The organism is Maridesulfovibrio sp., assembly GCF_963678865.1.
In the GTDB taxonomy this organism is placed as follows: domain Bacteria; phylum Desulfobacterota; class Desulfovibrionia; order Desulfovibrionales; family Desulfovibrionaceae; genus Maridesulfovibrio.
In genome coordinates, this window is sequence record NZ_OY787459.1 from 1,580,256 (window position 1) to 1,598,215 (window position 17,960).

13 protein-coding genes are annotated in these 17,960 nt (G+C 48.7%); 3 read left to right on the plus strand and 10 right to left on the minus strand.

The features are described from left to right. Nucleotides 1-2: 2 nt before the first annotated feature. From ACKU41_RS07390 to ACKU41_RS07420, 7 genes are all read right to left on the minus strand, one after another. Nucleotides 3-2,117 (minus strand): FAD-dependent oxidoreductase, encoded by a 2,115-nt coding sequence (locus ACKU41_RS07390; RefSeq protein ID WP_321404851.1) that lies wholly within the window; start codon nt 2,115-2,117, stop codon nt 3-5. Between the two features lie 27 nt (nt 2,118-2,144). After that, the gene (locus ACKU41_RS07395; protein ID WP_319780701.1) at nt 2,145-2,720 is read right to left on the minus strand and encodes an RnfABCDGE type electron transport complex subunit A; all 576 of its coding nucleotides are present in this window, start codon (nt 2,718-2,720) and stop codon (nt 2,145-2,147) included. 14 nt (nt 2,721-2,734) lie between these two features. Next, the gene (locus tag ACKU41_RS07400) at nt 2,735-3,421 is read right to left on the minus strand and encodes an electron transport complex subunit E (RefSeq protein WP_319780702.1); all 687 of its coding nucleotides are present in this window, start codon (nt 3,419-3,421) and stop codon (nt 2,735-2,737) included. 8 nt (nt 3,422-3,429) lie between these two features. Next, entirely contained in the window at nt 3,430-3,999 is a 570-nt protein-coding gene (gene rnfG / locus ACKU41_RS07405) for an RnfABCDGE type electron transport complex subunit G (protein WP_321404852.1), read from the minus strand. A 2-nt stretch (nt 4,000-4,001) separates the two neighbouring features. After that, nucleotides 4,002-4,973 (minus strand): RnfABCDGE type electron transport complex subunit D, encoded by a 972-nt coding sequence (locus ACKU41_RS07410; protein ID WP_321404854.1) that lies wholly within the window; start codon nt 4,971-4,973, stop codon nt 4,002-4,004. 249 nt (nt 4,974-5,222) lie between these two features. Beyond that, a complete protein-coding gene (locus ACKU41_RS07415; protein ID WP_321404855.1) occupies nt 5,223-6,368 on the minus strand; it encodes a 4Fe-4S dicluster domain-containing protein in 1,146 nt (381 codons plus the stop codon). A gap of 5 nt (nt 6,369-6,373) precedes the next feature. Next, entirely contained in the window at nt 6,374-6,850 is a 477-nt protein-coding gene (locus ACKU41_RS07420) for a cytochrome c3 family protein (RefSeq protein ID WP_319780706.1), read from the minus strand. Between the two features lie 998 nt (nt 6,851-7,848). Between ACKU41_RS07420 and ACKU41_RS07425 the strand changes: the two genes are divergently transcribed. Further along, nucleotides 7,849-9,876 carry a methyl-accepting chemotaxis protein gene (locus tag ACKU41_RS07425; RefSeq protein WP_321404857.1) on the plus strand — a complete coding sequence of 676 codons (2,028 nt, stop codon included), beginning with the start codon at nt 7,849-7,851 and terminating at the stop codon, nt 9,874-9,876. A gap of 44 nt (nt 9,877-9,920) precedes the next feature. Here the strand turns inward: ACKU41_RS07425 and ACKU41_RS07430 are convergent, their stop codons facing one another. The 3 genes from ACKU41_RS07430 to ACKU41_RS07440 form a co-directional block, all read right to left on the minus strand. Further along, entirely contained in the window at nt 9,921-11,861 is a 1,941-nt protein-coding gene (locus tag ACKU41_RS07430) for a diguanylate cyclase (protein ID WP_321404858.1), read from the minus strand. Nucleotides 11,862-11,981: 120 nt separating this feature from the next. Continuing rightward, the gene (locus ACKU41_RS07435; protein WP_321404859.1) at nt 11,982-12,776 is read right to left on the minus strand and encodes an ABC transporter permease; all 795 of its coding nucleotides are present in this window, start codon (nt 12,774-12,776) and stop codon (nt 11,982-11,984) included. Further along, on the minus strand, nt 12,773-13,462 hold the full coding sequence (locus tag ACKU41_RS07440; protein ID WP_321404860.1) for an ATP-binding cassette domain-containing protein: 690 nt from the start codon (nt 13,460-13,462) through the stop codon (nt 12,773-12,775). The genes ACKU41_RS07435 and ACKU41_RS07440 overlap by 4 nt, the downstream gene beginning before the upstream one ends. A 321-nt stretch (nt 13,463-13,783) precedes the next feature. Here ACKU41_RS07440 and ACKU41_RS07445 point away from each other — a divergent pair, with 321 nt between their 5' ends. Both ACKU41_RS07445 and ACKU41_RS07450 read left to right on the plus strand, forming a co-directional pair. Continuing rightward, the gene (locus ACKU41_RS07445; protein ID WP_321404861.1) at nt 13,784-15,106 is read left to right on the plus strand and encodes a M48 family metalloprotease; all 1,323 of its coding nucleotides are present in this window, start codon (nt 13,784-13,786) and stop codon (nt 15,104-15,106) included. A 280-nt stretch (nt 15,107-15,386) separates the two neighbouring features. Then, on the plus strand, nt 15,387-17,819 hold the full coding sequence (locus ACKU41_RS07450) for a methyl-accepting chemotaxis protein (protein ID WP_319780714.1): 2,433 nt from the start codon (nt 15,387-15,389) through the stop codon (nt 17,817-17,819). Nucleotides 17,820-17,960: the final 141 nt, after the last annotated feature.

The window sequence follows — 17,960 nt, forward strand, 5'->3', positions numbered from 1 at the left end:
CCTTACTCCTTGCCCAGCTCGCTGAACTTCTGCACATCCGTATCCTGTGCGTATTCCGCACCGGCTTCGGCATCGTAACAGGTCAGGCCGCAACGCAGACAGCGGCTGCCTTCCTTGCGGGCTGCTTCGTAGACAATGGAGCCTTTAACTTCTTCCTTAAATGTGGACTTACGCTCTTCAACAGTGATCTCGGGAACTTTGATTCTCGGGATGGTGTAGGTCACGTCCATATTTTTGAGGATAGATTCAGGGATAACACGCAGCTGCGGATTCTTGGGTTCAGGAATCTCTCCTTCGGTAACGAAGTGATGGATTCCACGGGCAGCCATACGTCCGTCAGCAACAGCCTGAATAATGATGGAACGACCGGTATGCAGTTCACCGCCGACAAATACGTTGGGCATGGAGGTCTGCATGGAGGTCTTGTCACAGTCAATGCCGCCGGTCTTCTTATTGAGTTTGAAGGGGATTTCGCCTTCAGCATTCATGAACGGGGTCATATCCGGCACACGATCAGTAGCGATCACAACCAGATCGGCTTCAATAGTCTTTTCAGTTCCTTCAACAGGCAGAGGGTCGCCAAGAGCCTTCTTGGGGTCCTTGTACTGAACTTCAATATATTCCACTCCACTGACCTTGCCGTTCTCAGCAATAAAGCGGGAGGGCTTTGTCAGAAAGAGCAGTTCGCTACCCAGCTCGGCAGCGCGTTTAACTTCATTTTTGTTGGCGGACATCTTGCGCTGGATGCAGCCCACGAGAGAGGTCACATTGCAGTGGAGACGTGCAGCACTGCGAACAACGTCCATGGCGGTATTGGTATCGCCGATGACCACGACCTTCTTGCCTTTGAGGTCTGTGATGGACTTGCCAACTTCTTCGAGGAAGGTGACTGCATCCATAACACCTTCCGCATCTGCGTTCTCAAGCTTCAGAGCGGGAACTTTCCAGGCACCGGTTGCAATAAACACTGCTTCAAAGCCGTCACGCTCAAGAGTTTCAAAGGTAATATCCTTACCGAACTCAACGCCGTTTTTAACTTCAACACCGAGGTCGAGGATGGTCTGAACTTCCCAGTCAACAACTTTGGATGGCAGACGGTACTCGGGAATAACACCCTTCATCATACCGCCGATTTCTTCACGCTTTTCAAAGATCACGGGTTCGTGACCGATACGGCGCAGGAAGTAGGCAGCGGAAAGACCTGCGGGACCGGAACCGATAATTGCCACTTTATGGCCGGACGGCGGGTTGCAGTTCAGGTTTACGCGGTTGCCGGAATTCATTTCCCAGTCAGCCACGAAACGGTGCAGGGTGTGGATGGCCACACCGTCGTCAGCGATGTTGCGGCGACAGATGGTTTCGCACGGTGCGGGGCAGAGACGTCCCACAGCAAGCGGCAGCGGGTTGCGTTCCTTCATGGTCAGCAGTGCGCCTCTCATATCGCCGTTCTTCATCTGGTTGATATAAGTACGAACGTCGATCTGGGCCGGGCATTTCTGCATGCAAGGCGCCAGACAATCGTCGATTTGGTTGAGATGGAGCAGGTCCATGGTCATGCCGCTTACGCGGATAGCTCCGGTAGGGCAGACTTCGGCACATTTACCGCAGGAAACACAGGCGTTCATATCGACGACAGGCACGCCCTCTTCGTTGAGGCGGATGGCATCAAAGCCGCAGACCTTTACGCAGGAACCAAGCCCGAGGCAACCGAGGCCGCAGGATTTCTCACCGCCGTAAAGCAGTGCTTCCGCACGGCAATCCTCAACACCTTCGTAATCGAAAAGCAGGTTTGCGCGGGAACCGCCAGTGCAGATATTGTTGGCAACCTTGGGTTCCTTGAAAGATGCTTCAAGACCCATAATTGCTGCGATGTTCTCGGCAATTTCAGGTCCACCGGCAACACATATTTCAGGGGCAGCCTCACCCTTCACAATGGCACCTGCAGCAGCAGAACAGCCGGGGAATCCGCAACCACCGCAGTTTGCGCCGGGGAAACAACCTTCGACTTCAGCAATGCGGGGGTCCTCCTCAACATGCAGCACTTTGGATGCGGCAGCCAGTATGGCAGCTGCGGTAAGACCGAGCAGAAATAGGACCAATATAGAAGAAGTAACCATAACTAAATATTCTCCTTGCTTAACCTGTTAAGCAGCCATGCCCTTGAAGGCGAAAAAGGCCAGAGACATGATTCCAGCCATAATCAGTGCGATAGGTACGCCTCTGAAAACATGGGGAACCGGAGCAATGTCCAGTCTTTCACGGATTGATGAAATAATGACCAGAGCGATCAGGAAACCGATACCGGATGCAAGTGCATACATCACGGACTTGATGAAAGAATATCCGTTGCGCTGAACCATAATTGCCACACCGAGTACTGCACAGTTGGTGGTGATCAGCGGAAGGAAAAGTCCCAGAGACTTGTACAGGGGCGGGATGACCTTTTTAAGGAACATCTCGACAAACTGCACCAGAGAAGCAATAACCAGAATAAAAACAATGGTCTGCAGATACTCGATGCCGTTAGGGATAAGCACGTACTGGTGCAGGGGCCAAGTGATGGCAGTTGCCATCATAATTACAAATATGACCGCTCCACCCATTCCAAGGGCAACATCGGTAGACTTGGAGGTTCCCATGAAGGGACATGCGCCAAGGTACTGAACCAGTACGATGTTGTTGATGAAAATGGCGGAGATAAAAAGCAGAAAGTATTCCATGTTACCACTCTCCCCTATTTATCCTTGAGGTTTTCGATTTTGCCGCAGGCACCGCAATGGGCACAGGAGGAATTCATAACATCCGGCGGGGTCTCGCCACGTTTGCGGCTCTGATACCTGTTGAATGCATTCATACCGGCGAGGATTACACCAAGGCCGACGAAAGCACCGGGAGCCATGACCATGACTGCTGCGGGATTAAAGGATTCCCACATAACCGGAACACCGAACACCGTGCCATTGCCGAGTATTTCACGGACAGCCCCCAGAAAGGTAAGAGAAAGGGTAAAACCCAGCCCCATCCCCAGTGCATCGGCAATGGAAAGTATCACCCCGTTCTTGGAAGCAAATGCTTCTGCACGGCCAAGAATAAGGCAGTTAACAACAATAAGAGGAACAAAAATACCCAGCTTCTGGTAAAGCGGATAAGTATAGGCCTGCATGAGCAATTCAACAGCGACAACAAGAGAAGCTGCGATAACAATAAAGCAGGCAATACGTACTTTTGCCGGGATAATTTTCCTGAGACAGGAAATGATCAGGTTGGACATGGTCAGTACAAAGACAACCGCCATCCCCATCCCCAGACCGTTTTCAGCGGTAGAGGTAACAGCCAGTGTCGGACACAGACCGAGAAGCACCCTGAAAGGGGGGAGTTCGGCCCAGAGTCCTTTTGCAAATTCTTTTACTAAACGGCTCATGGTTTCTCCTAGGAGTTCTTCCAGATGTTGGTGATCTCAGGCTTGATGGTCTGGTAGACCTCAATGGCCTTGCGCACGGCGTCCACAGTACCCGTAGAGGAGTAGGTAGCCCCGGCAATGGAGTCGATGTCCCCACCCTTCTGGGATAGCTGCATGGAATCAAGCCCGTGCTTTTTAAACCTGTCGGTAAAAGAAGGTTTCGTCACCTTGGTACCGAGACCGGGAGTTTCAGTCTGGGTGGTGATGCCGATGCCGAGCAGTTCGTCCTTATCAACATCAAAACCGACCATGACACCGATATCGCCGGAATAACCGGGAGCAAAGGCTTCGATGGCGATGCCGACCAGCTTGCCGTCCTTCTTGGCAGGGAAGACGGTCACATCATTTATTTTAACACGTTCCTTGATGGGATCGTTGTCGCGATTTTCAAGTACTGATAACAGCGCTGGGCCTTGTACGTAGGTCAGGACCTGCTGTTCGATCTGGGATTTGGTGGCCTGCTTCAGGTTAACCAGCACCGCACCGGAGGTGGCACAGATGATGGAAAGGACCACGAGCATATGGAGTATTTCGCGCATGGTTACTTGCCTCCGAAAGGTTTGGGACGCACACGGTCCAGCAGGGGGGTAAGCAGGTTTGCCACCATGATGGCAAAAGGCACGCCGTCGGGGTAGATGCCGTATACACGGATGATGATCACCATAGCTCCGGCAATCAGTCCAAAAAGGACCTGCGGGATAATGCCCACCGGGCTGGAAGACACATCAGGTGCGAGGAAGAAGGCTCCGAACATCACTGATCCGGTCAGCAAATGGAAAAGCGGGTTGGCGTATACTTCGGGGTCGATCACCCAGAAGATGGTCGCCGTAGCAGCTACACCCACGAGAAAGGATACTGGGATGAACACTCGTACCCACTTAGTGGCTACGAGGAAAATACCTCCGGCCAGCACTGCGATAATCTGGGATGCCCCCAGTCCGCCAAGCTGCCTGCCGAGGAAGAGGTCTGTATAGTTGAACTGCTCAAGGGTATCGAGACCGAAATGCTTGAGCTGGTCCAGAGGAGCGTTGATCATAAAGTGGGCCAGATTGGCATCAATATCCATGGCAGCAGGCCAGGAAAGACGACAGAAAGCCCAGCCGATCAGAGGCGCGCAGATGGGATTGCAGCCAAAGCCGCCGAAAACAGTGCGGCCCAGAACAATAGTGATTGCTGCACCGCAGGCTACCATCCACCATGCTGCGCCCGCAGGGAGCAGAAAAGCGAAGATTATGCCTTCGTAAAGAGCAGAAAAGTTATCTACATTCACATCCCGTTCCTGCATCCTGAGACAAACTGCCTCGGTGATGACGGCAACTGCACCGGCAAGCCCTACAGTCGCGAGAGCGGGCAGGCCGAACATATTGAACGCCATGAGCAGTGCGGGAACCAGAGCCAGAAGATGATACTGCATCATCTTCTCCACGGTGCGCTTACTGCGCCAGTGCGGGGCAGGCGAAACCGTGAGTCTTACCGCAATGTCGGACATTGCTTTAATTACTGGAGGAGTCATATTTTAACCCTTGAAACTTGTATGTTTAACCGCGATCCGTGCATCCCTGTATGATTATTCAATCAACATTTTAAGCAGGTTAACCCGGTCTTACATCAGGATTGCCTTCAGCGAACCTGCCGGGAGCCTTATACCCTTTTGCAAAAGGATATAAGAATTACAGAACCTTCTAATAGGGATTCCAAAGGAGCTTAGTCCCTTTGGCCGCCGGAGGCGAAATCAAATCATCAATAGCGCGAAGCGCCTCACCTATGCCTTTTCTGCCTGACCGCTTGTCCGGAGCTGATCCTTTGCAAAACGGATGTACTGCAGGATGGGACGGCGGACGGTACAGTTGAAGGAGCAGAGACCGCATTCAAAACAGCTGTGCAGATTATGCTTTTCAGCCATTTCAAACATTTCGTACTCGGCATAACGGCTGAGCATGTTCGGCAGGATTCTGGCCGGACAGCTGAGCACACACTCGCCGCAGTTAATGCAGGTTGCGTCTTCAATGGAAGGGAAGGTTCCTTCGGGGATAACGAACAACCCGTAATCGCCCTTCTTGACACCTTCATCAAGGCTGTAAACAGCTTCACCACGGAAAGGACCGTCAAGGACAACCTTATCGCCGGACTTAACTTCAATACCCAGCTCATTACAGATGTGGGACACCGGAGTTCCGAAAAGCACGCGGTAGTTATTGTCACCGATGGTCATAATTGTGTCGGTGATGGGCATTCCGGTTTCGTAAACCCTGCCGAGATTATATAGATCCATGACGCTGATCACTTTGGTGTCATCAGGAAATTCCTTTCCGGTGACTTTCTTGACCACAAGGGCGTCGAGTGAATTGGGATATTTGGGTTTTACGAAAACACGCTCCGCCCCGGCAAGCTCATAGTGGGAACCTGCGGCAACAGCCAAAGTGGTGTGCATCGGGGTGATCAATGTTTCAGCAAGGCGCAGACCGGCCTCAATTGTCGCTTTCTCATCCTTGAGCAACTGCTCGGCGACTGAGATACCCGGCTCGGGGTTAAGACCGTTGATAACCAGATTGTCGGCGCGGGAAGAAAGGACGGCAACATTGAGGCCGAGTTCCTGCAAAGTCCGCAGCAGATCTTTACCCGGTCCCATGGATTTTACATCAACAGGTTCAACACAATCCTCACCGCCGTCGGACTTGATAGTCAGGTGATGATAGTTGACCGTGGTGGCTTTACCGGAAAGAGCCGCGCTGCAGACAGCGCCGTATTTTGAAGGACGTTCGGCAAGGAGTTGCCCTGCTGCAAGCTTCTGGCCTTTCTTGATCTTCAGAATCTTGTTGCGCATGGAAATATTGAGTTCCGCAGGCGCAGTGATGTCGGTGATAGTCTTCTGGACATCTGATTCAAGGGAATAGTGAATTCTAAGCATAAGACCTACCTCGCATGGCAATCGTAACAGGAATCTTCACCATAGGGGCCTCCGTCACTTTCGTGGCAACCCATACACTGGGTGTGGAACGCTTCGGCCCGCAAGGGAATGTTCTCAGTATCAGGCTTGTCCTCTTCTGCGAGGGGACCGGAAGGAACATCATCGTGACAGCGCAGACACGCTTCTTCACTGGGAAAATTCTTCTGGTGTTCAGCCCTGAACTTAGCGTCAAACGCAACCGGGTGGCAGTTGCCACAAGCAATGGGAGTTTCCTGCCCGATGTCGTCATGGTGACAATCCGAGCATTCGTAACCATACTCATTGGCATGGGCAAAATGGGCAAAGATAACCCTGCCGCCGCTGTTGTCCAGCACGACACGGGCCGGGTTCTCCTGCACAGCGGGCGGGAAAAGGAAACCGGCTGCAGCCGCAACGGCTAAAACAGCAACAATTAAAGTTATTGGGATATATCTGTTCTTCAACGGATCAATCCTTGGATTTAGAAAGATTCAAGATTAAGGCGCTAAGGCCGGAAACTACCGATTAGAAGCAATACCTAATGCATCAATTTGCAGTTTCATCCTCCGGTAAATCTTTAAAGTGTATGGAACCCTCTATCCACAGCCTTTAAGAAAGATTCATTCCGCTCCGAAATTCCCCTTTCAACATCCTGTTGGGGTAAGATGTTACAAGAAAACGAAATTGAGAAGCGGATAATGATTGGTCAATCATTCAGTAGCAATTTCGGAGTAACCCTTTTCAAAAAATACCGATTGGGTCAAGTAGGGAATACCATCTTAACCTATGACCAACGCCGACAATCGACCTCTTGAAACCGCGTGCACAGGAACGCAAGTGCTGAATTCGATTGATTAATCATTCAAACGTTTTTAAATAAGCAAGTACCATACCACACGTTTATAATATCTAATTATGATAATTATTTTGACCACTCAACATACTTAAATAATGAAACTTTATTTGAATATGAAATCTTTGTGAAAAAAATATTATAATTTAAATCTGAAAAACGGCTTACGCCCTTTTGTTCTTTTTTGCACAAAGTCTGAAAAAATGGAGTCCTAAAAACAAGACACATCTCACTAGCTCAACAGATTCTTGGTTTTTTTATTTTAAAAGCATGCCTGCAACTGTCTTCTTTTTAGGACCTAAGATTAATCTATCTATAACTTGAGACTTATTTTGTTCATTATCATACACTTAGCGCAATATACTAACAAAACATCCAGCTACTATTTCATAAGGAATAACTGCATGTTATTATGTTTTTCTATAGATAAACAAGAGAATAGATACATTTTATAATTGCACGTTTTACTGAAAGAGCTCTAAGTTTCTATGAAAATGCATAAAATAACATCAAATGCAGGGTTAATTTCATATTAAATTGGCTATAATTTTGTTAAAAATCTAAAGGAATCTTTTTCAATACAAAAAAATTTTACACAAAAGGAGAGTCATGAATTTTTCGATCCGCAATAAAATTGTTCTAATATCCGTGGCTATAACTTTAGTGACTGCCGCATCGATCTTTATGACTGTCAGCTATTACGTGAGCGAAGGATTTTCCAAAGAATCAATCCGAAACATTTCGACCATGAAAAAAGTTATCGACCGCCACATTGACAGCATGTCCAAAGGGTTTCGTGAAAAGGTGGAATTGATGGCCCGGAACATTGATATCATCGAAGTCATCAAGCAGGGAGATAAAACAGAACTTCGCAATAAACTCCGTTCACTGATGGCGGAAACTGAATCAGAATTTCTGACCCTGACTGATGCAAACGGCATAGTTCTGGGACGAGCCCATGCCGACAGTTACGGTGACAGCGCAACGTCGCACGGGACTGTGCAGAACGCGCTGCGCGGAAGAGTAACATCCGGTATCATCAAGGGTAAGGAAATACCCTTCTCTCTGCGGGCGACAGCTCCTATCAGAGAAAACGGTCAGATAATCGGAACCATTTCTCTTGGGACCTCCCTTTCAGACGAAAATTTTGTTGACGACATCAAACGCTTCAGCAACCTCGAAGTGACTGTTTTTAACGGCGACACCCGCGAAATGACCACTATTGTGAAAAACAACCGACGTGCAGTGGGTACTAAAATGACTAACCCCGCAGTTACTGCCACTGTTATCGACCAAGGGAAAACATTTCTCGCTCGCAACAATATCCTCGGCATTGACTATCAGACAGCGTACTGGCCTATCAAAGCTATGGACGGGAAGAATATAGGTATGTGGTTCATCGGCATGCCCATTGAGACCATGATCACTGCCCAACACAATGTTGAGATTTCTTCTTTAATGGTTATTTCGGTGATCCTGCCCCTGATCATGCTTGCGGCCTGGCTCTATGCCCGGAAGATGTCCCGCCCCATTGTAGAGGCCACGGGGTACGCCACTCGTGTGGCAGAAGGCGATCTTGATCATGTTCTTGAAATCACTACGCGCGACGAGGTGGGAGTTTTGGCCGACAACCTGAATGCCATGGTTGTCACCCTCAAAGAAAAGATCAACGAAGCTCAGGACCAGACCCGTTTGGCTGCGGAAGAAACTGAAAAAGCACAGCAGGCCACCCACGAAGCAGAGGAAGCACGTAAAGCGGCTGAAAATGCAAGACGCGAAGGTATGCATCAGGCAGCCGGAGAACTTGAAGATGTTGTCGCTATTATATCTACGGCATCTGAAGAACTTTCAGCTCAGATTGAACAATCTGCAACCGGTTCCGACATGCAGTCTCAAAGGACAGCGGAAACGGCAACTGCCATGGAGCAGATGAACGCTTCCGTACTTGAAGTGGCCCGTAACTCGGGTGAAGCCTCTTCAACCGCCGGGGAAGCAAGTGAGACCGCCACCGATGGTGCTGCTGTTGTTAAGAAAATGGTTGAAGAAATCGGAACTGTCCAAAGCTACTCTGAAACCCTTGAAAAAGAGATGGAAGAACTGGGCGTCAGCGCCGAGAAAATCGGGCAGATAATTGATGTAATCTCGGACATTGCCGACCAGACCAACCTGTTGGCTCTCAATGCGGCCATTGAGGCTGCACGGGCCGGGGAAGCCGGACGCGGTTTTGCTGTTGTGGCGGACGAAGTGCGCAAACTGGCTGAAAAAACCATGATCGCCACAAATGAAGTTGAGTCGGCAATCGGCGAAATTCAGCGCGGAACGGAGCAAAGCATCAAGCAATGCTCAAACACTGTCCATGAAATCGGTACCGTATCGGAAATGGCCAAGGAAGCCGGGGATTCCCTGCACGGGATTTTGTCACTTAACGATACTGTTTCCGAGCAGATTCAAGGAATTGCGGCAGCATGTGAGGAACAGTCCGCTACTTCTGAACAAATCAACAGAGCAGTAGATGAGATCAACACCATATCAATGGAAACCAACAGTGCAATGCGCCAGTCTGCAGAGGCTGTTTCAGATCTCGCTATGCAGGCCCAGCAGCTTAAAACCATTATCAATCAGATGAAATCAGCTTAAATCCATGCCGGTGTGTGCAAAACAGTACACACCGGCTTTTTTCATTATTCAGATTCGGTACAATAAGAGACAACCCGATTTCGCCCTTCGGCCTTGGCCTGGTAGAGACACTTGTCAGCTCTCTTCAAAATTGTCTCCACATTTGATTTTTTAGAAACCACGGCAAGCCCGATGCTTACGGTTAACTTTACGACATGCTGCCCGGCCCTTACTTCCATGTTCTCCACCGACTTACGCAGTCTCTCGGCTACCATCTGAGCATCTTTAACGCTTCCATGTATGAGCAGAGCCGCAAACTCTTCGCCGCCCACACGGCTAAAAACATCTGACGTGCGCAAAGTAGAAATACAGCAGGAGACAAACTCCTTAAGCACAACATCACCGACATTGTGTCCATAAGTGTCATTAATGTTTTTGAAATGATCAATATCAAGCATCATGAGATAGAGTTCACCGCCATACCGCTCCAAACGATCAAACTCGATTTCAGCACGTTTCATAAAAGAACGCCTGTTGTTCGTTCCGGTCAGGTGGTCTGTACTGGCCAGACGTTTCACTTCCTCAAGCATTTCCCTCTGCACGCTAATATCATGAGCGGTTATACTGACCAGTCGCTCTCCATCCACCGTCGATTCAACAGGATGGTATACCACGGAGAAAAACCGCTTACCCAGGCGGGGCAGCTCGACCCATGATTCGAAACGACCAGTACTTCCGGCAAGAACTGAATCGATCAATGTCCTGGAGTGGACATGAAAGACTTCCTTTCCGGCAACATCGAATATGGACTTACCAATGAAAAAGTCTTTGGGTTTATCAAACAGTCTTACGTATGAGTCATTGACCATTACATAAGTATATTTTGAATTAACAAGAGCGACCATATCCGGGCTGAGTTCAACCAGCCTCTTGAACAGGCGCAGTTTTTTCTCTGCAACTCTGCGCTGATCGACCTCATTAGCCATTTCCTTGTTTACCAATCTGAGATCCGCCAGAGCACTGCTTAATTCCTCTGTCCGTTTCTCCACTTTCTCTTCCATTTCACTGTAAGCATGCCTCAGGGCCGCATCAGCTTCCTTGCGGCGGACAATGTTCAACATACCGTCGGCAAGGAGACTCAACTGACGCACATCCTCTTCATCATACTCTTCTTCTTTATTACCGACACCTATAAGTATGACTATCTTCCCATTGTCAAAAAGCGGAACATTCATGTGCCGCCTGATGGAGACATGCCCCTGGGGAAGTCCTTTCTTGTCTTCACAATTCTCATAATCATTTACGATTATAGGCCGACGCTGCCTGACTGCATCACCCCAAAGTCCGGTTGCGGATACATGATAGCTACCGGGAACGTATTCAACCGAGCACTGGGGCATGACATTATGCGACCATGCATAAATGCTGAGTTCAGACTCATCGTCACTGATAAAATATATGTACCCTATCTCACTGCCGGTAATTTTTACCGCAGCTTCCAAAGCAGAATCGTAAAGTTCTTTCAAAGGAGCTTCGCCCATGCCGGCAAGTGAATAAAGAGCTTCAAATCGGGTTTCATTCAAGCGGGCATTCTTCTCACCATCACGCAACGCAATCTCATTTTTCTTGCGTTCCGAAATATCCCTGAGGATGGAAATATGAATATCGTGCTCCCCCACGGACATCACCGAAGCACTGAGACTGATGCTTATCGGCTTTCCGGCCCGGTCCAAAACAACTGTTTGGAAATCCTGCACAAGCCCATCATTGGCAAGCATATCGATTATACGTTTCCGGTCCTCAGAACTCTTGTAACAATCGTTTACGTTAGGTGGGAAAAAACTCTTCTCGACATACCCGAACAACTGTGCAGCCCGAGAATTACCGGCAAGGACATTTCCCTCAATATCGGTTATGACAATAGCATCGGGGGAAGCTTCAATGAATTTTCTGCACAGATTATTATTGGCAAATATAGCCTCGAACGCATCACTAAAATAATACAAGAATACCCCCTGAAGAACACAGACGGACTAAACTTCGGAATCCCCGCCCCATTAAACAAAACATAAACAATTTCACGAAAAGAATACATTACCTTGCGAGAAAACACCATCTTTTCAAGGCTATCCTTTTTTATTGCCCGTGAGCAGGGTCATGGCCGGAGAAAAACAACGCTTACGAACCAGCAGCAGGACTAGAATTGAAGATAATGCTGTGGAAGCCACCAACATAAACATGACCACAATCTGATAGCGGACAGCCTCTTCAGGGTCGGCTCCGGCCAGAATCTGACCGGTCATCATGCCGGGCAGAAAAACCAACCCCACGCCCATTAACGAATTTACAGCCGGGATCATCCCCGCCCGCAAAGCACCACGGAAAATATCCACAGTGGCTTCCTTGTAATCCGCGCCATGGCAAAGCATCATTTCCACTTCATTGCGGCGGTTCTTCAATTCAGAGAAAAAGCGTTCAAGGGTAAGGGCCAGAGAATTCATCGAATTACCCGCAATCATACCTCCAATAGGAATAAAATACTGCGGGTCCCACCACGGATGGGCACCGATGACCACCTTGGTAACCAAAATGGTAACCAACGAATAGCTGAACATGACCGCCAACCCGGTGGGCATGAGGTAAGAGACATTTTTCTCCTTGACCCGGCCGTGGATAATGTTGACCGAGAACAGGGTCATACCCAGATAAAGAGCCAGTACCAGCACGGCACTGTTCAAGCCGAACAGGATTTTCAGCAGATAGCCCATGGTCAGTAGCTGTACAAATGCCCGCAATACGCCGATTGCCAGATCCTTTTCCAACTTGAGTTTGTAATAAATGGACAACACACCGGACACGGACACAAGACTCAACGAGATCAGCAACTGGACCCAGGAAATGGAAATAAATTCACTGCTCATGAGATGACCTCCACTTTTCCGTCAGCAACAATCAGATGCATGTGCGGGCAACCGGGGTGATAGCTGGTGTGATTGACCATGAGCACAATAATCCCTTCCGCAGCCAATTCTTCGGCAATCTCCTCCACCCGAACCCGGCTTTCACGGTCAAGAGAACTGGTGGGTTCGTCAAAACAGATAGCTACAGGTTTTGGCAGCACAGAACGGATCAGAGAAAGTCTTTGCTGCTGTCCCACTGAAAGATCCGATGCTTCGCTGTCCAAAGAAACATCACCAAGGTCCAGCCGCTCAAACCAATGAGAAAGCTCCTTGTCTGAAGGAGGTGTGCTCTCTTTCCTGATGTTGAATGTATAGGGCATAAGCAGATTTTCACGTACGGTTCCCGGTAACATCGTCGGAGTCTGCTGCACAAACCCGATACGGGCACGCAATTCAGGAGGAAAGATGGAACCAATGGATTCACCCTGTAAAAAAATTTCCCCCAGTTCCGCTTCCTCCAGCCGCACAGCAAGACGCAGCAAAGTTGATTTACCGGCCCCGGACGGCCCGGAAATGAGTACAAACTGCCCGGAAGTCACAGCAAAGGAAACATCACTTAAGCCTTTGCCCCCCGGCCATTTGAAAGAAACATTTTTGAATTCAAGAACAGGAGTAGTTCCGGCTGACTCCTCAATAGGTATATTCAATGAAGACTCCATATTTCAGCTTGGATAATAAGGGAAACCGACCTGACCTTTTGTCAAAAACAAGTCACAGATTTACTTTCAAGTCAATATATTCAACGCGAATATAATAGAGTGGTAATCGTTGTACTCAAGACCCAAAACCGGTGTATTCAACCTCCATTGGCCCGGCGAATAAAAGAATTCCACTACGTTCCGGTAGCAAGCTCAAATAATACACTTCGATAAGCATGAAGGCTGAAGCTTTGGACACGGAAGGAGAACTGTTGCCAAAGGTAAGGACCGGATATATCTTTAAGATAATGAATATTTATCGGAGGCAGTATGGGCAACAAAAATAAAATATGTAAAATATCCAGAAGACAGGCCCTGAAACTGGCTGCAGGCGGAACACTCGGTATACTCAGCGGGTGCGCCATAAATCCGGTTACCGGGCAGCAGCAGTTGATGCTGGTTTCCGAACAGCAGGAAATCCAGATGGACCGCCAGAATTCACCACACCAATTTTCTGCAGACTACGGCGCGGTCCAGGACAGCCGGGTAAATGACTACGTAACACAGGTCGGTATTTCCCTTTCATCCAGCAGCCACAGGCCGGACATGCCCTACTCATTCCGCTGCGTGAATGCCAACTATGTCAATGCCTATGCTTTTCCCGGCGGAAGCATCGCCTGCACCCGAGGTATTCTCATTACCCTTGAAAACGAAGCCGAACTGGCTGCACTCATGGGTCATGAAATAGGCCACGTCAATGCCCGGCACACGGCTTCACGCATGAGTTCAGCCATTGCTGTGCAAGGCATTGTGGCTATCGGAGTCGGTGTTGCAGCCATTCAGGACAAGCGCCTTGTGCCGCTCGCCGCCGGGCTGGGCGGAATAGGCGCCGGGATGCTTCTGGCGAGCTATTCCCGTTCCGATGAACGGCAGGCGGACAGCCTCGGCATGGAATATATGGACAACAGGGGCTACGATCCCGAGGGCATGGTCGGACTGATGGAGGAACTTAACAAACTTCACAAAAGCAAACCGTCTTTCGTTCAGCAGATGTTCGCCTCCCACCCCATGAGTTCTGAACGTTACGATACCGCTGTACAAAAAAGGGATACCGTATACGCCGACAGCAAAGGGAAACTGCTGCGCGAAAGGTACATGGACAATATTGCCTCCATCCGCAGACTCAAACCGGCCATTGTGGAAATGCAGAAAGGCGAAGGAGCCATGGGTAAAAAAAATTACCATGAAGCTGAAGAGCATTTTACAAATGCCTTGCGTATTGCGCCAAATGACTATGCCGGACTGCTGCTCATGTCCAAGTGCCAGTTGGCACAAGGAAAAGCCAGAGAGGGACTGCTCTACGCCCAGCGAGCCAAAGACCGTTACCCCCAGGAAGCGCAAGCCCTGCACATGACCGGGATGCTCAGCCTCGAAAACCGCAACTTCCGGCAGGCTCTATCCAACTTCGACGCCTATGAAAAAAGGCTGCCCGGCAACCCTATGACCACTTTCTTCAAAGGAGTTTCTTACGAAGCTCTCGGTAACCGCGAAATGGCTGCCAATGAATATTACCGTTTTCTTAAGGTCAATAATCAAGGTGATTACGCAAAACATGCCTATGACAGACTGACAGGATGGGGTTATCTGCAATAATATAGAAGATAAAAGTAAACCCCTAAAACTGTAAAATTAATTTAACCTAATATCACAATAATAAAGATAAGGCCCGAAAGACTCTTTCGGGCCTTATCTTTATTATTTTTGACAATAGGTACAATTAAGAACATTATTCCAATATATTTTATATCTATTAAATTAAACATCATTTATTTGACATAACAAACACTGCCATTTAGTACCTTTTACTTATGAGTTCATAGACTTTAAAAAACAAGCATTTATAGAATAAAAAGTAAGCATAATGGGGGGATAAATGCTGAAAAACATGAAAGTAACAGCCAAAATTGCCGCAGGGTTCGGACTGATCCTGCTCCTGCTGGCAGCAACAGCGGGACAAGGAATCCTAAGTCTTAAAGACAGCTCAGACGGATTCGCTGAATACCACGAACTGTCTAAACACACCAATCTCGCCGGACGCATACAAGCCAATCTACTGCTGACCCGCATGGGTGCCGTTGCCTATATGAGCTCAGGAACTGACCAGGCTCTGAGGCAGTACACTGGAAGAATGAACAAGCTTCATCAACTCGTTCAAGCTGCAGAGAAGGAAATAACCAAGGCTGAACAATCCGGTCTGGTAAATAAGCTTGGACAGGAAATTGCAGCCTACGAGCAGAAATACAACCAGTTGCTCACTCATAAAAAAAATGAACACTCCATCCTGAATAAAGCGGTGGAGGGCAGTAAAATTCTCAGCCAATGTCTGGAAACACTGCGTGACAACGCACGGGAACGAGACGACCAGTTCATGCTCGCTAGGATTGAAAAAAGCAGGGCCATAATGTTTGAAGCAAGACTGGCAAATGCTTACTTCATCTATAGAACAAAGAAAGAAGAGGACGCGGAAAAAGCCCTCGCACTGCTGAAAGATCTCCAGCAAAGCATTACCGACATTGAAAATACCCTCTACTCTCCTTCCGACCTGAACATGATCGGAACAATGGCTGAAAACACGCAGCTGTATATCAAGAACACAAACGAACTTATAAAAGAGACACAAGGTCAGATTGCGGTTGAACAAAAACTGGGCGAACTCGGCCCGGTAATGGCCCAGCAGATTGAAGAACTCAAATTGTCCATAATGAAATCTCAGGATGAACTGGGCCCCAGAATGCAGACATCCATTGCTGCGGCAACGGAAAACATGACCGTAATCTCAGCCATCGCCATCATTATCGGCATGATCCTCGCTTTTTTCATCTCCCGCAGCATTACCGTCCCCCTTACCAAAGCACGTTTATTTGTTCAGGAACTGGCCAACGGCAATCTGGATAATAAAATGGATGTAAACCAGAAAGACGAAGTGGGCATGATTTGCAAAGACGTGACCCAGGTTGGTGAAGCCCTTAAAAAGGTGATGGCTGAGGTGGATAAAACCATCACCGGAATTGAGGAAGGACGGATCGATAGTCAGGCGGACCACACCGGTTTCAAAGGCAGCTATGCAGAACTCATAGACCGCACCAACCGGGCGATGAACGTAATGAAATCATTTATTGATGCCGTTCCCATGCCGGTTATGACCATAGATCGTCAGATGAATATCCTGTACATGAACAGGACCGGGACCAAATTGTTCAGCAAATCTCTTGGTGAGCTGAAAAAAAACAAGTGTTCAAAGATCATAAACACCTCAGACTGCGGAACTAAGAATTGCGCTTGTGCCAAATCATTTATATCGCACAAACCTGAGAACGGCTCCACAACAGCTGACATCGCTGCTGGCAGGCTGGAAGTTGATTATTTCAGCGTACCGATTGAAAAAGACGGTGATGTTGTCGGAGCGCTTGAGGTCATTCTTGACCAGACCGCCATCCGCACAGCCCAGCGCACAATGCAGGATGTGGCCGGGCGCACTCAGGCCGTTGCCGAGCAGCTATCCTCTGCCAGTGAAGAACTGGCCGCACAGGTGGAGCAAATCCGCAACGGTTCCGAGATTCAACATGAAAGGATTACCGAAACCGCCACTGCCATGGAACAGATGAACAGCACCATCATGGAAGTAGCCCGCAACGCATCCAATGCATCAGGTAAGTCTCTGGAAGCAAAAAATCAGGCGGAAGAAGGCGCGCAGATTGTATCCCAGTCCGTGCAGTCAATCACAGAAGTAAGCACCATTGCCAATGACCTGCGCTCCAGTATGGTTAATCTCAGCAAACAAACTGAATCCATAAGCACGGTCATGGATGTTATTTCCGACATCGCCGACCAGACCAACCTGCTGGCCCTGAACGCAGCAATCGAAGCAGCCCGTGCCGGGGAAGCCGGACGAGGGTTCGCCGTTGTTGCAGATGAAGTCCGCAAGCTGGCTGAAAAAACCATGACCGCGACTCATGAAGTAGGCAACAGTGTGGAAAGCATACAGCAATCCATGAGCGCCAACCTGCGCGAAATGGAGGATGCAGTGGAAGCTGTTGAAAAAACCACTGAACTGGCGACAAAATCCGGGGCATCCCTTAAGACAATTGTCAGCACGGTAGATTACAGCGCAAGCCAGGTCGAAGGCATAGCCACCGCCTCCGAGGAACAATCCAGTGCATCGGAGCAGATCAACAGCGCCATCACCGAAATCAACAACATCACCCGCGAAACAACTGAAGGAATTCAACAGTCTGCCAAAGCAGTACAGGAGCTGGCAAAAATGTCCAGCGAACTTAATGGGTTGATCAGAGAACTACAGTCCTAGAAAGCAAATAAACATAAACTCCGGCAGACCTGATGGTTTGCCGGAGTTTTTTAGTACACCCCATATAAAAAAGAATCGGTCCAAAGAACCATACCACCTGTTCCTTCCACAAAAACACCCTTTCTCTGGCTGAAAGCTCCA

What these genes read in the sequence shown, in the direction of transcription:
- ACKU41_RS07390 (WP_321404851.1), bottom strand. Translation starts at nt 2,117, where the DNA reads ATGGTTACTTCTTCTATATTGGTCCTATTTCTGCTCGGTCTTACCGCA.
- ACKU41_RS07395 (WP_319780701.1), bottom strand. Translation starts at nt 2,720, where the DNA reads ATGGAATACTTTCTGCTTTTTATCTCCGCCATTTTCATCAACAACATC.
- ACKU41_RS07400 (WP_319780702.1), bottom strand. Translation starts at nt 3,421, where the DNA reads ATGAGCCGTTTAGTAAAAGAATTTGCAAAAGGACTCTGGGCCGAACTC.
- rnfG (WP_321404852.1), bottom strand. Translation starts at nt 3,999, where the DNA reads ATGCGCGAAATACTCCATATGCTCGTGGTCCTTTCCATCATCTGTGCC.
- ACKU41_RS07410 (WP_321404854.1), bottom strand. Translation starts at nt 4,973, where the DNA reads ATGACTCCTCCAGTAATTAAAGCAATGTCCGACATTGCGGTAAGACTC.
- ACKU41_RS07415 (WP_321404855.1), bottom strand. Translation starts at nt 6,368, where the DNA reads ATGCTTAGAATTCACTATTCCCTTGAATCAGATGTCCAGAAGACTATC.
- ACKU41_RS07425 (WP_321404857.1), top strand. Translation starts at nt 7,849, where the DNA reads ATGAATTTTTCGATCCGCAATAAAATTGTTCTAATATCCGTGGCTATA.
- ACKU41_RS07435 (WP_321404859.1), bottom strand. Translation starts at nt 12,776, where the DNA reads ATGAGCAGTGAATTTATTTCCATTTCCTGGGTCCAGTTGCTGATCTCG.
- ACKU41_RS07445 (WP_321404861.1), top strand. Translation starts at nt 13,784, where the DNA reads ATGGGCAACAAAAATAAAATATGTAAAATATCCAGAAGACAGGCCCTG.
- ACKU41_RS07450 (WP_319780714.1), top strand. Translation starts at nt 15,387, where the DNA reads ATGCTGAAAAACATGAAAGTAACAGCCAAAATTGCCGCAGGGTTCGGA.